This window comes from Candidatus Thioglobus autotrophicus, assembly GCF_001293165.1.
GTDB lineage: Bacteria > Pseudomonadota > Gammaproteobacteria > PS1 > Pseudothioglobaceae > Thioglobus_A > Thioglobus_A autotrophicus.
The window spans coordinates 1,240,130-1,254,314 of the sequence record NZ_CP010552.1 but is presented as its reverse complement, the minus strand read 5'-3'; the positions used below and the strand labels follow the sequence as shown (position 1 = coordinate 1,254,314).

The following is a 14,185-nucleotide window of genomic DNA, read 5'->3' as shown; positions in this document are numbered from 1 at the left end:
GATCAACAAAATTCAACTCTTTATTAAAAATAACCATTTAAAATTATTTTTAATAAAGAAGAGTAGCTTGCACTACTCAACTTATTTATTTATGTCTATGGATTATGAAACTCAGCGTTTTTACGCAAGTAGAACCACCAGTTAATCACCATGCAAAGTGCATAGAACACCGCGAAACCATATAAAGCGTTCTCAGGTGTCGTTAGCTTAATTTGCTCACCAAACACTTTAGGAATGATAAAAGCACCGTAAGCTGCTACCGCAGATGTCCAACCCAGAACTGGGCCAGCTTGCTCTTTATTAAACACTTGTGAAATAGTTCTAAAGGTCGATCCATTACCCAAACCGGTCATTGCAAACAAGACCACAAATAAGATTAAGAATGGCCAAAAGAATTCTTCTGGTGTAGCACTAGCGTAAGCCTGCTTCATGTAATAAGCCACGCCTAAAGCTGAAGCAACCATCACTGCTGAGATAATTTGTGTCACTTTTGCGCCACCAATCTTATCGGCAATCATGCCGCCAATTGGGCGAATAAGCGCACCAACAAAGGCACCCATCCAAGCATAAGTTAATGCCGAAGGGCCATTTGGATTAACCGTATTATGTGTCATGATGCCATCAACCATAATATGCTGAAAACCAAAAATTACTTTAATTGACAAGGCTAGCGTTGCAGCGTAGCCAATAAAAGATCCGAATGTCATCACATAAATGATTGTCATTGCCCATGTGTGCTTATTTTCAAAAATCTTATATTGACGCTTAAGTCCATCTTTATAATCTTTACCTAGTGGTAACAACTTAAGTAACAACACTGTTAGTGCAATGATTATTGGTAATACTACCCATTTACTAATCATTAGTCCTGATCCAGATGCAACTTCAGGCAACATCAACCATAAACCAAATGCCGCTGTTGAAAGACCTAAAATTAACATAACGATAATCTTAATAAAAGCACCCATGGTTGAGCCAATATTTGGAGATACATGATCTTCGGTAATATTATTCATCCCCATCCATGATGCGATTGACAATGGAATTAAGATAATCAGCCAAACATAACCTGCATTTTGTAAATAGGTGTCTGTACCTGCAGGAATTTTACCAATCAAGGTTCCTGAAGCAATCTGCAGCTCGGTTGGATTTCCCATAACTGCTAGTGTCATCACTAAAGGAATAACGATTTGCATGGTTGTTACACCAAAGTTACCCAAACCTGCATTCATGCCCAATGAATAACCCTGGATTTTTTTAGGAAAGAAGAAAGAGATGTTTGACATTGAAGAAGCAAAATTACCACCACCAAAGCCAGATAACAATGCCAATAACTGGAATTGCCAAAAAGGCGTATCTGGTGTTGATAATGCCATACCCAAACCCAAGGCTGGTAATATCAATAGCGAGGTTGTTAAGAAGATAGTATTTCTACCACCTGCTAGACGAATAAAGAATGTTGAAGGGATACGTAGTGTTGCGCCCGATAAACCAGCAATCGCTGCTAGTGTGAATAACTGGGATTTATCAAAACCACCATAACCCGTATTCATCATTTGCACGGTAATAATACCCCACATCAACCACGTGGCAAAACCTGCCAGCAAGCTTGGGATAGAAATCCACAAATTGCGGGTAGCTATCGCCTTACCTGTGCTTTCCCACTCGGATGAATCATCCGGATTCCAGCTTTTTATGTCTTTAGCCATGATTAGCTCCTTTTATTAAAAATTGATTAAAATTATTCGTTTACTGTTTGAACTGCTTGTTCAATATTCTTTGCTTTTTGTTCTTTACCAAATGTAAAGTGCATCCAGATTAGTGATACTGCTGTTGCACCATATAGCAACATAAAAATCACAGAATTAACATGTGTGTAGTCAATCAATGCGCCAAACATGATTGGCAACAAGAATCCACCCATACCACCTGCTAGACCTACAATGCCTGAAACCACACCGATATTATCTGGATACTCATCTGATAAGAATTTGAATACTGATGCCTTGCCAAAGCCCCAAGCAATACCTAGGATAAATAAAAATGCTGTAAACACCCAAACGTTCAAACTAAGATCAAACTTTTCAGGTCCGTGAGTTGTTTCGATTATCATTGCAGTTTGTGGATATGACATAAAGAATAGCGAAACCAAAGAAATCCACATAACCCACCAAGTGACTTTGTAAGCACCATATTTATCTGAAAACCACCCGCCTAATGCACGAATCACACCAGAAGGCAATACAAAAATAGCAGCCAATAGTGCAGCTGTTTGTAAATCAAAACCATATTCGTTAATGTAGTATTTTGTCATCCATAAAGATAAGGCAACAAACCCGCCAAATACTAGTGAGTAGTACTGCATGTATTTCCAAAGCTTAGGGTCATTCAAGGCTTTTAACTGCTCTCTCATGCTGACATTTTTAGCGGTATGGTGAGCAGGATCTTCATAAGTAAACATCCAGTAGCCAATAATCACAATCACCATAGCCACTGCGTAAATTTTAGGAACTGCCTGCCATCCATACGCAATAACCAATGAAGGGGCAATAAACTTAGTTAACGCAGCTCCTGCATTACCCGCACCAAAAATACCCATAGCAAATCCTTGATGATCTTTGTCAAACCATTTGGCAGTATAAGCAATACCAACTGAGAATGATGCGCCTGCAATACCAACAAATAAACCCAATACTAAAAATTGCCAGTATTCAGTAGCATTACCAATAAACCATAATGGAATAATCATCGCCAGCATCAGGACTAGATAAACAACTCGACCACCAATCTTGTCGGTCAACATACCCACAGGCAATCTAAACAACGAGCCTGTTAAAATAGGAGTGGCTACTAATAATCCAAATTGTGTTTCAGATAATTCAAGTAATTCTTTAATTGGAATACCAATAATTGAAAACATAACCCAAACTGCAAAACAAGCTGTAAATGCAATTGTATTTGCCGCTAAAACAGAGTTGGCTTGTGCGCCATGGCTTTTAATCATCGATAAACCCATTATTTCTCCTTGTTATCAAATTTAAGAATACTTGTCAGCGATTTTGCCTTTAAAACCCTTATAAACCTTGACTTGGATCAATTTATAAAACTATTTTTAACTTTCTTGACCCATATCAAGAAAGCTAATTAAATTAGGTTTTTTTAATTTTTGACAACTCTTGACTGGTTTTTTACGATTAAAATTATGAAACTTTTAGTTCAACAAAAGAAATATGAATAACACAAAGATAAAAATTGGATTTATTACGATTTCAGATCGAGCTGCCCGTGGCGAATACGAGGATATTGGCGGTCCAGCCATGCAAGAGTGGATTAAAAGTGCAGTCTTGTCGCCTTATGAAATAGACAATATTATTATTGAGGATGAGCAATCACTCATTGAACAAACCATAATTGACTTTGCTGACAATAAAAATTGTAATTTAATCCTAACAACGGGTGGCACTGGACCAACCACGCGCGATGTTACCCCTGAGGCGACACACACTGTCTGTGAGCGTATTTTTGATGGGTTTGCTGAACAAATGCGTGCAGTTAGTTTAAAAACTGTACCAACCGCAATACTCTCGCGTCAGACTGCTGGTACACGTGGTAAAAGTTTAATCATTAACCTGCCTGGCAAGCCAGCTGCTATTGCAGTATGTTTGGGCGCGGTATTCTTAGCCGTGCCAAAATGTTTAGAGCTTTTGGATGGCTCTAATATTCAAATTGATTTGGATTTTGTTGAACAGGAATTTTAAGACTATTCGCTAATTAAATTAGCTAAGCGCTGGCGGTATGCGCCACTTTCTTCAGGGTTGGTATTAGCCAGCATGTTACAGATCATACCGATCATTTCTCTGGCAGCACCCTCTTTAAAGCTTGGTTCATTTTCTTGGATAAAGAATAGCATCTCCATGCCCTCTTTAATCTCATGTTGAGCAAATAAACAAACTGCCAAATCAAAACGAACCTGGTAGTCATTCGGGGTACTTAAAATTTGCACTTTCAGAGAGTCAATGCCTGATGTATTTTGAGCAAGCCTAATGAAATTAATCTGAGTTGAAATTGACAAGCCCATATCCTTTGTTTTAACGGATTCAGGTAATTTATCAAATAATGCTTGCGCTTGCTCCAGTTCATTAATATCCAAGAAAATTTGCACCATATCCAAAGCAATACGGGTATTACTTGGATCAGATGAAATGGCTTGAGTTAGTAGCATAATTGCAGACTGGGTATCGCCTGCCATATGCTTAGTTCTGGCTTGGTCGCGCAATTCATCAGACTTTCGAAAAACCCCATAATGTTTCAACAAGATACGTAGCTCTTCTTGCTGTAATTCACCCTCTTCACGCTGAACCTCTTTACCATCCTTGAATACTGCCAAGGTAGGTATGTTGGTAATTGAAAATTGCTGTTTCAATTCCTCTTGCTCATCAATATCAACTTTAGCAAAAACAAAGCCGCCAGGGAATTCTTTAGCAAGGTCTGACAAAATGTATTCAGTCTTAATACATGGCTCAGACCAAATTCCCATAAATTCAACTAAAACCGGTAAGTGCGATGAATTATGCACAACAAGATCTTCAAAATTATTTTGACTAACTTCAAAAATTAGGGGTTTATTTTCATCACTCACACGGCCTTCCTCTTTTAACGGGGTTCAAATAAAATCGATTTAATCGACTGATAATTGGTCGCTATATTTCTTAAATTTTCTTCGCCTATTTCAGTACCAACTCGACCTTGGCTTAGGTCTTTAACTTGGTCAGCATACATTTTTTTAAGGGTATCCAGAGTTGCACTTATCTCATAAACAGTAGGATTTCCCGTATCGGCCCAATCTTGCGGTAACGTATGAGGATATTTAGGAACAAACTCAATGAGTTTTTCATCATCCTCAAACATGTGATAACTAAGCAGTTAAACTGGCAAATAGTAACGGCAACTGTTCAGGCAATTTTTCAACATTTTCAATAACCGTATAATTATTTTCACCAAAAATTCGCTTCACATAAGCATCTGCATGTGGATCAAGCGTTAGACAGTATGTTAAAACACCAGTTGAATATAATTCTTCAACTGCTTTTTTAGTATCAAAACGTAAGTGTTGCGGATCTGTCTCATCGATATCTGCCGGCTCACCATCAGTGACTAACAAAATCAGCTTACGCTTTTCTTGTTGTTTATGCAAATGCGCGCCTGCATGCCTTAGCGCCGCACCCATTCGAGTAGACAAACCACCCTTCATGCCTGCTAAACGGGATCTTGCCTCATCATCAAAATGCTGATTAAAATCTTTAAAACGGAAATATTGAACATCGTGACGACCATCTGAAGCAAAACCATGAAGTGCAAATGGATCGCCAATACCTTCAATGGCAGTTGAAACTAATGTGGCCGCTTCACGCGTTAATTGCAAGATTGTCTTATCAGAATCACCCACCATTTCATTGGTTGACTCAGATAAATCTAAAAGCACAACTACAGACAGATCTCGATTATTTAACACATTACGCATGGTAATACGAGGATTAGGCTGCTCGCCCATGCGAATAGCAATCATTGCATCAATAGCTGCATTAATATCCACTTCATCGCCATCTTCCATGCCGCGTTGTCGCTGAACACCCGCTGGAGACAGTAAGTCAATAATTTGCCTAATTCTATGGGCAATTGGCTTATGCTCGGTCAAAATCGCCTCAATATCTTCTGGATTTCCTTTGGTGGCACGCCTTTCATAAATTGTTGCCCAATCTGGACGATGAAGTTGGATTTGATAATCCCACTCATGATAATGATAAGGATCTGAAATTGGCTCCCTACCCCATTCATCATTAAACGATCTAGCGGTATCTGTTAAATCATCCTCATAAAAACGCATATTATCTTTACAAGTCCAAACTTCTTGAGCATCATCGCCGGCTAATTCACAATCCACTTCATGCGCCATCATTAAGGGGCTTACTTCATAACGCACTTGCTGTTGACTGGCAGCCATGTATTCAATACCCATGTCCCAGTTAATATCTTCGTAATGCCAAATAATGCGATTATCATCACGGTAATCAATGCGGTAGCGTTCTAAAATTCTCAAACTAGGAATTTCTTTACGCCCCTCAAAAATATTATAAAGTTCAACACCCATTAACCAAGCAAAGTGATTATCATCTTGATTGGCTTCAATCTCACGATGGAACTTTTCTGCAAAATCGTTTAACTGTTCGTCACCTCCCTTAACCTCTGGATCAAGCAATTGCAAAGCAAAACTCTCTAAAATATCCATGGTTTTGTGCTCTGAAGGCTCTTCATGCTCTAACACCATTAACGAACGCCATAACTTACCCAATCCAGGAAAATCATTAATCGCTTTATACTCAACACGGGCATCTTCAAGCAGGCCAATAAAAAACATTTGCGCAGGGCTAAGCTGCTCTGCTGACATGGATTTATTGGTATACATCATGTGTGCAGCCATATGGGCTACAGTTGCACGATATACTTCTAAGCCTTCAACCCCCTCAACATCATCTAGTGCATCTGGCACATAAATAATCCGATCTTCAACATAAGGTCTAAAATCAGCATAGTCAGCGCCCGTTGGACGAATAAAGAAGTCACGCCCCCATAGAGCACGCAAATAAAAGTTTAACTTTCGCTGAACTCTAACAAATAAAACGCCACGACGTTCTTTTTCAAGCATGGCACGAGAATCTGCCGAATCTAGGGAGAAATAAGAGGTTAGATTTTTAAAATCACGACGGTAAGCTTTGGCACCAAATTGGGACCAGCGACGCAACCCACTTAACGTTAGTTTAGACAATAACTCATCGATATTGAGTAGCATTGGGCGCAATCCACGGGCTGCTGTAGAGGCAAGCTGATGAATCATCGTTAGATAGCCACGAACCAACTGAGCATCACCCAGGTGTCTAGAAACCACTGGAAGTGTCGATATCAACAATGAAATAACTTCACCTGAGGTTAGAGATGAAGCCTTCATAGCGGCAGTAACACAATCAGGGATAATATCCTCACCACATTCTTTTGCAATTTGTGGCATAACCTCTAAATAAGTTATGACAAGGTCATTACCTCTACCCAAACCACATAAAGACTTGGCACCATCTAAATAATCTTTTAAACCTGCAGGAGAAATTACACGAGCAGCATCCTGAAATGTTGCATCCAAAACACCTCTTACTTCAGGTGCGATTTTTTCTAGAAATTCTGCATAATCTTCAAGTACAACTTTTGACATGACAACTCACCTTGATTAATTACTTAAAATCAACCCGTTAAGCCAATAATATTACCAAACGAGAAATTATTGTTAACGAATAGTCTGTTTTAGCCTAAAAACGTTTGTACAGCAGCATTAAGTGTATCACGCATATCTGGATCATCTGTCAACGGAGTAATCATCGTCATGCTACAAGCTGCTTCAGCAGCAACACCTTTAGCAATTAACTGACCTGCGTAAACCAATAATCGAGTAGAGATACCTTCATCAAGACCATGGCCTTTTAAGTTTCTAGCACGATGTGCAATTTGCACTAGTTTTTCAGCAATCGCCTGATCAACACCAGACTCTTTAGTAACAATTGCCACTTCTAATTCAGTCTCTGGATAATCAAAATCCATGCCACCGAAACGCTGTTTAGTAGATTGCTTAAGATCTTTCATAAGAGACTGGTAACCAGGGTTATATGAAATAACTAATTGAAAATCAGGATGTGCCTTAACTAACTCACCTTTCTTATCAAGAGGTAATTCACGACGGTGATCCGTTAATGGGTGAATCACAACTGTCGTGTCTTGGCGCGCTTCAACGATTTCATCTAGGTAACAAATCGCACCAATACGAGCAGCGGTTGTTAGAGGTCCATCTTGCCACTTTGTACCATCTTTGTCTAATAAAAAACGACCCACTAAATCAGAGGCAGTCATATCTTCGTTACAGGCAACACTGATTAGTGGCTTTCCAAGTTTCCAAGCCATGTGCTCAACAAAACGTGATTTACCACAACCTGTTGGACCTTTAATCATCATTGGCATACGTACATCGTAAGCTGATTGATATAATTCTATCTCATCATTAACGGCCTCATAGTAAGGCTCATCTTTAACAATATATTGTTTTGGATCTACTTTTATTTCAGACATAATTCTCCTTTCCTATTTATTCATCTTCATCATCAGTTTCTGATTCGCCTGACCAGCCTGCTTTCTTAGCATTTTGAATGGCAACATCATGAATACGCTGATGGCGTTCTCTTAGCTCTGGTGGTAAAAAACCGACTAAACAGCTGTACTTATCCCACTCATTATTAACTTTTTCTAACAATGCGTCAATACCTGCCAGGTTCCACCCTTCACAAGTTTCTGTTTCTTCAATTAACTCAAACACCCAGGCATCGCGAATTATTTTACCAATGGTGGTCATGCCGCCATTGATCTCATTATTAATACCGATATATGTTTTTGGTTTATTTGTCATAATTATTTGATAGTTAAAAAAAGCCCTAACCAAATTAATAGCTAAGGCTTTTTAAATCTATCACTTAAGAGTTATTAAACCGTTTTACCACGGTAGATAACCATTGAAGCGCCAGCACATTGTGCGAAGTTGTCTAGACCTAACAAACGAACATGGTTGTCCGGATGTGCAGCATGACAATTTTCAATTTCTTGAAGAATCGCGTCAACGTCTGTTTCACCAAACATTGGCAGTTTCCACATGTACCAGTACGAACCAGCAGCATGCTGTGGCTCAGTGTGCTCAATACTCGGGTTCCAACCTTGATCAATAATGTATTGAACTTGTTGACGAGTTTGCTCAGCGTTCATTGTAGGTAAGTATGAGAAAGTCTCAAATTTACGACTGTCAGTGTTACCTAAACTTGATTGATAATCTTGCATATTAATGCTCCTTATATATTAGTTAAATAGCAAGGTTTTGACACCTTGCTAGTGACACTTTACTTATGTGCTGCGTCAATCTTGTCAACTGTATCGAATTCAAACTTGATTTCTTTCCAAGTTTCCATTGCGATAGCAAGTTCAGGACTGTGCTTAGCTGCAGTAGTAAGGATGTCTTTACCTTCTTTCTCTAACTCACGACCCTGGTTACGAGCTTCAGTACAAGCTTCAACCGCTACACGGTTTGCTGCTGCACCAGCTGCGTTACCCCACGGGTGACCTAATGTACCACCACCAAACTGTAATACAGAATCGTCGCCGAAAATGTTTACTAGTGCTGGCATGTGCCATACGTGAATACCACCAGAAGCTACTGGGATTACACCCGGCATTGCGCCCCAATCTTGGTCAAAGAAGATACCGCGTGAACGATCTTCTTTAATGTATGAATCACGCATAATGTCGATCCAACCTAAAGTAGCCTCACGGTCACCTTCAAGCTTACCTACAACAGTACCTGAGTGTAAATGATCACCACCAGATAAACGCAAGATCTTAGTCAATACGCGGAAATGGATACCGTGATGCGGGTTACGGTCTAATACCGCATGCATTGCACGGTGAATGTGTAATAACATACCGTTGTCTTGACACCATTGTGCTAGCTGCGTGTTAGCAGACCAACCACCAGTAATGTAGTCATGCATAATGATCGGAGAACCGATTTCTTTAGCATACTCGGCACGCTTCATCATTTCATCAGAAGTCGGCGCAGTAACGTTTAGGTAGTGACCTTTACGCTCACCAGTTTCAGCTTCAGCTTTCTCGATAGCTTCTTGTACGAAGTCAAAACGAGCTCTCCAACGCATGAACGGCTGTGAGTTAACATTTTCATCATCTTTCGTGAAGTCTAAACCACCACGAAGACCTTCATAACATGCACGACCATAGTTCTTAGCTGATAAACCTAACTTAGGCTTAATAGTACAACCTAATAAAGGACGACCGTATTTGTTCATGATGTCACGCTCTAACTGGATACCTTGCGGTGGACCGTTACAAGTCATTACGTATGCAATTGGGAATCTGATATCTTCAAGTCTAAGTGCACGTAGAGCTTTAAAGCCGAATACGTTACCAACTAATGATGTCATTACGTTTACAACTGAACCTTCTTCAAAAAGATCAATTGGGTAAGCAACAAAACCGTAGAAACATGTATCATCGCCCGGTACGTCTTCGATCGCATAACAACGACCTTTATAGTGATCAAGATCTGTTAATAGATCTGTCCACACCGTAGTCCAAGTACCTGTAGAAGACTCAGCTGCTACTGCCGCTGCTACTTCTTCACGTGGTACACCGTCTTGTGGTGTGATTTTAAAACATGCCAGGATATCCGTTTCTAACGGTGTGTAATCCGGCATCCAATATGTTTCGCGGTAATCTTTAACACCCGCATCATAAACCTTTGCCATTTTTTTAACTCCTTTTTTTGTTAAATTGGAGCCCCCATTATAGGTAGAGAAAAAAAAATGTAAATTAATTTTTTTTTAGTTAATCATAAGTTATTATTATTATTAGAAGTTGGTAATATATCAATTTCTTGCAAAAAATACTGACACTAAAGGATATTTCTATATTTTTTTCTATTGAAAATAGAAAAAACCTAGTGCTTTTATAAGGTATAAACCTAAAATAAACATGGTTAATAGCTATAAATCAGCTCTATTCAGCTAAAGAAAGTAAGAAAATTAGCTATTTTTTCCTTTAATATATGCATCTGTTAGTGCATCGAACGTATTTTTATCGTCTTTCTTCAAATCATATTTATCCATTAATTCAGTTATAACTGATGTCAATAGTTGTTTGGTATGTAAATCTCTCAATTTTGATATATCTATATCTCCATTGTTTAAACACTGCTGTATATATCCATCCTTATCTGAAAATATGATTTTCTGATCCATCATAATTTCAAGCTCATAACTGTAAAGTCCAACACTATTCTCCCTTGCAATTGTCAGATAGATAGATTCACAATAGTTATCTTGATTAATGATTGTCTCAATATCAATCTCTGAAGACAGTTTGTAATGCTGAGCTTTATAATCAAATTCTACAGTGGCCGTAATATTTTTCATTATGTAGTTAAGGATAAAAATAACTGTGGTAATTCTTTTGGTAGAGACTCAATACGATCAATCACTGAATAATGCGATCCAAAAATATCAGCAATATACTCATCCGCTTTTTTATCTAAACTAATGCAATATGGATACATGCCTTTTTGCTGCGCTTCTTGTACTGCTTTGTGCGTATCTTGAATCAAAGCTTTTGAATCATGCATATCAATATCAGCAGGCTCGCCATCAGTTAGGATTAACATGAGTTTTTTATCGCTTTGCTGCATATCAAGATAATGTGCACCATGACGAATAGCGGCGCCCATACGCGTTGAAAACTCAGCCTTAAGGTCGGCCAATCTAGATTTAACCGTATCGTCCCAATGCTCACTATAGCCTTTAATGTGATAATACATAACTTTTTGACGAGTATCTGAATTAAACCCTGCAATGGCAAAATTATCACCCAATTGTTCCACCGCCCAAGCCAATAGCGATACCGCTTCTTGAGAAAGCTCTAAAATGGTCTGACCAGAAGACCCTGCCACTTCATTAAGTGATTGTGATAAGTCAAGCAACAATAGCACTGAGACACTGCGAGAATCATGCTCAAAATCAACATTAATTCGAGTATCCGGCTGTGAGCCATTTTTAATATCAATCACGCTACGAAGTGCAATATCTAAATCCAACTCAACACCTTCTTCCTGATAACGAACACGCTTCTTATTTTGAGGTTTAAGCAAATCAAGCACCTTCTTAAGCTGTTTAACTAAAGATGAATGCTTGTCTAAAATTTGATCAATTTTTGAAGCATTCGTATGTGTATGCAAGCGCTCATAAACCGCCGCCCAATCTGGCTTATACGATTCATAGGCATAATCCCATTCATCGTAATAATGTGGCGGAATTACTTCAACCTCCTCATCATCTTCATCCTCAGATTTTTTCTGATGTTCAAAAATATTATCTTCTTCATCAAACTCTTCAATGAACAGCCATATAGAACGATTGTCATCACGATAGCTAACCTCAGTATTTTCAAAATAAATACTGCCCAGTGCATCAGACGCACTTCGAGTTTTAATTAAATAACCAAGGCCAAGACTTAAACTATCGGAAGTAGTTGTTTCACCCCTACTCATTAATTCTTTGAACTTTTCAACATAATCCAAAATAATTTGATTTTGATACGGATGATTGTCATCCAGTAATGCGCGAGTAAGCATAATGGCTCGGTGTCTTAGGCAAGACTGCCTCGTATCGTCACAATCAAACTCGTCCACTACTGGCATTAAACTTAACCAAAGTTTTTTCAAACCTGGATATTGCTGAATGGCTAAATATTCAACGCGTGCATCTTCAAACACTTCGGTAAAGAATCGTTGCTGTGGTGAGACGTTATCAGCCACAATTTTTGTGGTGAACTGATGATGGGCAATAATATGCGCAATTAATGCCATATAGCGCTTACAACCGTTAACACCATTTAAGTCGCTATAAATATCAGGCAAGCGAATAACTTCATCTTCTAAATAAGGATGAAAATGCTCAAGCGCTTCAAAATCTGGTGAATACGGCGCGTACATAAAATTCGTCTTCCATAGAGCTTGCTGGAATAAATTAATAGGACGTTCAATATCACTAAATAACAAACCTTTTCGTTGACGCTGAAAGACTGCTTTCGAATCAGCCGTTGTTAACGTAAAATACTCTTCTTGGCGCTCTGGATGATCTTTAAAATATCTAAGACCATAATTAATCCACTCATAAATACCTTTAAAATCTAGTTGCTCTAATAATAAATTAATATTAGCAAGCATTGCTATTAGCGATGGCGATGGATGTGTGTCGTGAATACCATGAATAGAGAAGGTTGTCTCAGACAAATGATATTCAATTAATGCTAAATATTCATCTAGCTGATCTTTGTCAATATGATCAACAACAATAATAAAGCTATCTAGAAACTTTTCAACAGCTGGTTTGTTGGGCGTTCTACAAATTTTATTGTAGGTGAAATCAGTAATTTTTTTAATGCTACCGTCACCAAAATGCTCACCCGCCCATGGCATGGTTTTTAAAAATGCAATAGATAATTTGTCACCCTGGCCAATTTTAGCCAAAAACTCAGCACCCTCATAATACTCACTAAGGCTGGCTTCTGATAAGTGCTCTACTGCCTGCTCAATATTTAAGGCAAAAACGGCTTGTACGGATTCAAATGCGCAATCTAGAGGCTTATATTGAACTTCTTCGGTCATAAGTTATTTACCTATTAGCCAAAAATAGCGTCAATTGCACCACTCATAGTTGTGCGAACCTCAGCATCATCTGTAATTGGACACACTAATGCCATATGGCAAGCATCCTTAGTATCAACACCAGCAGCAATCAACGTGCCTGCATAATTTAAAAGACGCGTTGAAGCACCTTCATCCAATCCATGCCCTACTAAATTACGAGTGGTTTCAGCAAGCTTAACCAATTTAGCGGCAGTATCTGCATCTACATCCGATTCCTTAACAACAATTGACGCTTCCAATTCAGCTGAAGCATAGTCAAAGTCCATACCTGTAAAACGCTGCTTGGTTGATTGCTTAAGATCTTTCATGAGTGACTGATAACCAGGGTTATATGAGATCACTAATTGGAAATCAGGGTGTGCCTTAACAAGTTCGCCTTTTTTATCCAACATTAATTCACGACGATGATCCGTTAATGAGTGAATAACCACCATGGTGTCTTGACGAGCCTCAACGATTTCATCTAAATAACAAATAGCGCCATGACGCGCTGCTAATGTTAAAGGACCATCTACCCAACGAGTACCATTAGAATCCAACAAGTAGCGACCAATTAGATCTGAAGCGGTAATATCTTCATTACAAGAAACGGTAATAATAGGCTTATCTAACTTATACGCCATATACTCAATAAAACGAGATTTACCACAACCTGTTGGACCTTTAACCATCACCGGAAATCTTGCATTGTATGCCGCCGTATAAAGTTCTGCTTCGTTTGATTGTGCTTCGTAAAACGGCTCTGATTCAATTTTAAATTGATTGATATCGAAATCTGACATAGTTCTATCCTTATTAATTTAAGTTATACTTAAACACAATAACTTGTGT

13 protein-coding genes are annotated in these 14,185 nt (G+C 38.7%); 1 reads left to right on the top strand and 12 read right to left on the bottom strand.

Annotation, left to right across the window (positions count from 1 at the left end):
- Window positions 1–95: 95 nt before the first annotated feature.
- Together SP60_RS06785 and SP60_RS06780 are read right to left on the bottom strand one after the other, a co-directional pair.
- Window positions 96–1,709 (bottom strand): MFS transporter, encoded by a 1,614-nt coding sequence (locus SP60_RS06785; protein WP_053951904.1) that lies wholly within the window; start codon window positions 1,707–1,709, stop codon window positions 96–98.
- A gap of 32 nt (window positions 1,710–1,741) precedes the next feature.
- Window positions 1,742–3,016 carry an MFS transporter gene (locus SP60_RS06780; protein WP_144418603.1) on the bottom strand — a complete coding sequence of 425 codons (1,275 nt, stop codon included), beginning with the start codon at window positions 3,014–3,016 and terminating at the stop codon, window positions 1,742–1,744.
- A 214-nt stretch (window positions 3,017–3,230) separates the two neighbouring features.
- On the opposite strand from SP60_RS06780, the gene mog reads away from it, so the two are divergent.
- Window positions 3,231–3,758, top strand: a complete 528-nt coding sequence (gene mog, locus SP60_RS06775) for a molybdopterin adenylyltransferase (protein WP_053951903.1) — start codon at window positions 3,231–3,233, stop codon at window positions 3,756–3,758.
- Between the two features lie 2 nt (window positions 3,759–3,760).
- Here the strand turns inward: mog and SP60_RS06770 are convergent, their stop codons facing one another.
- From SP60_RS06770 to SP60_RS06725, 10 genes are all read right to left on the bottom strand, one after another.
- Window positions 3,761–4,639 carry a tetratricopeptide repeat protein gene (locus SP60_RS06770; RefSeq protein WP_053951902.1) on the bottom strand — a complete coding sequence of 293 codons (879 nt, stop codon included), beginning with the start codon at window positions 4,637–4,639 and terminating at the stop codon, window positions 3,761–3,763.
- A 14-nt stretch (window positions 4,640–4,653) separates the two neighbouring features.
- A complete protein-coding gene (locus SP60_RS06765) occupies window positions 4,654–4,908 on the bottom strand; it encodes a hypothetical protein (RefSeq protein ID WP_053951901.1) in 255 nt (84 codons plus the stop codon).
- A gap of 7 nt (window positions 4,909–4,915) precedes the next feature.
- A complete protein-coding gene (locus tag SP60_RS06760; RefSeq protein ID WP_053951900.1) occupies window positions 4,916–7,261 on the bottom strand; it encodes a nitric oxide reductase activation protein NorD in 2,346 nt (781 codons plus the stop codon).
- A gap of 89 nt (window positions 7,262–7,350) precedes the next feature.
- Complete coding sequence (locus SP60_RS06755) at window positions 7,351–8,166, bottom strand: CbbQ/NirQ/NorQ/GpvN family protein (protein ID WP_053951899.1); 816 nt, start codon at window positions 8,164–8,166, stop codon at window positions 7,351–7,353.
- A 16-nt stretch (window positions 8,167–8,182) separates the two neighbouring features.
- Entirely contained in the window at window positions 8,183–8,500 is a 318-nt protein-coding gene (locus SP60_RS06750; RefSeq protein WP_053951898.1) for a hypothetical protein, read from the bottom strand.
- 74 nt (window positions 8,501–8,574) lie between these two features.
- On the bottom strand, window positions 8,575–8,922 hold the full coding sequence (locus SP60_RS06745; RefSeq protein ID WP_053951897.1) for a ribulose bisphosphate carboxylase small subunit: 348 nt from the start codon (window positions 8,920–8,922) through the stop codon (window positions 8,575–8,577).
- Window positions 8,923–8,981: 59 nt separating this feature from the next.
- A complete protein-coding gene (locus tag SP60_RS06740) occupies window positions 8,982–10,400 on the bottom strand; it encodes a form I ribulose bisphosphate carboxylase large subunit (RefSeq protein WP_053951896.1) in 1,419 nt (472 codons plus the stop codon).
- Window positions 10,401–10,676: 276 nt separating this feature from the next.
- Window positions 10,677–11,066: a hypothetical protein gene (locus tag SP60_RS06735; protein ID WP_053951895.1), complete on the bottom strand. Its 390-nt coding sequence runs from the start codon at window positions 11,064–11,066 to the stop codon at window positions 10,677–10,679.
- Window positions 11,066–13,312, bottom strand: a complete 2,247-nt coding sequence (locus SP60_RS06730) for a nitric oxide reductase activation protein NorD (RefSeq protein ID WP_053951894.1) — start codon at window positions 13,310–13,312, stop codon at window positions 11,066–11,068. Before SP60_RS06730 ends, SP60_RS06735 begins: the two co-directional genes overlap by 1 nt.
- Before the next feature lie 14 nt (window positions 13,313–13,326).
- Window positions 13,327–14,136: a CbbQ/NirQ/NorQ/GpvN family protein gene (locus SP60_RS06725; RefSeq protein WP_053951893.1), complete on the bottom strand. Its 810-nt coding sequence runs from the start codon at window positions 14,134–14,136 to the stop codon at window positions 13,327–13,329.
- Between the last annotated feature and the right edge of the window lie 49 nt (window positions 14,137–14,185).

What these genes read in the sequence shown, in the direction of transcription:
- SP60_RS06785 (WP_053951904.1), bottom strand. Translation starts at nt 1,709, where the DNA reads ATGGCTAAAGACATAAAAAGCTGGAATCCGGATGATTCATCCGAGTGG.
- SP60_RS06780 (WP_144418603.1), bottom strand. Translation starts at nt 3,016, where the DNA reads ATGGGTTTATCGATGATTAAAAGCCATGGCGCACAAGCCAACTCTGTT.
- mog (WP_053951903.1), top strand. Translation starts at nt 3,231, where the DNA reads ATGAATAACACAAAGATAAAAATTGGATTTATTACGATTTCAGATCGA.
- SP60_RS06765 (WP_053951901.1), bottom strand. Translation starts at nt 4,908, where the DNA reads ATGTTTGAGGATGATGAAAAACTCATTGAGTTTGTTCCTAAATATCCT.
- SP60_RS06760 (WP_053951900.1), bottom strand. Translation starts at nt 7,261, where the DNA reads ATGTCAAAAGTTGTACTTGAAGATTATGCAGAATTTCTAGAAAAAATC.
- SP60_RS06755 (WP_053951899.1), bottom strand. Translation starts at nt 8,166, where the DNA reads ATGTCTGAAATAAAAGTAGATCCAAAACAATATATTGTTAAAGATGAG.
- SP60_RS06750 (WP_053951898.1), bottom strand. Translation starts at nt 8,500, where the DNA reads ATGACAAATAAACCAAAAACATATATCGGTATTAATAATGAGATCAAT.
- SP60_RS06745 (WP_053951897.1), bottom strand. Translation starts at nt 8,922, where the DNA reads ATGCAAGATTATCAATCAAGTTTAGGTAACACTGACAGTCGTAAATTT.
- SP60_RS06740 (WP_053951896.1), bottom strand. Translation starts at nt 10,400, where the DNA reads ATGGCAAAGGTTTATGATGCGGGTGTTAAAGATTACCGCGAAACATAT.
- SP60_RS06735 (WP_053951895.1), bottom strand. Translation starts at nt 11,066, where the DNA reads ATGAAAAATATTACGGCCACTGTAGAATTTGATTATAAAGCTCAGCAT.
- SP60_RS06730 (WP_053951894.1), bottom strand. Translation starts at nt 13,312, where the DNA reads ATGACCGAAGAAGTTCAATATAAGCCTCTAGATTGCGCATTTGAATCC.
- SP60_RS06725 (WP_053951893.1), bottom strand. Translation starts at nt 14,136, where the DNA reads ATGTCAGATTTCGATATCAATCAATTTAAAATTGAATCAGAGCCGTTT.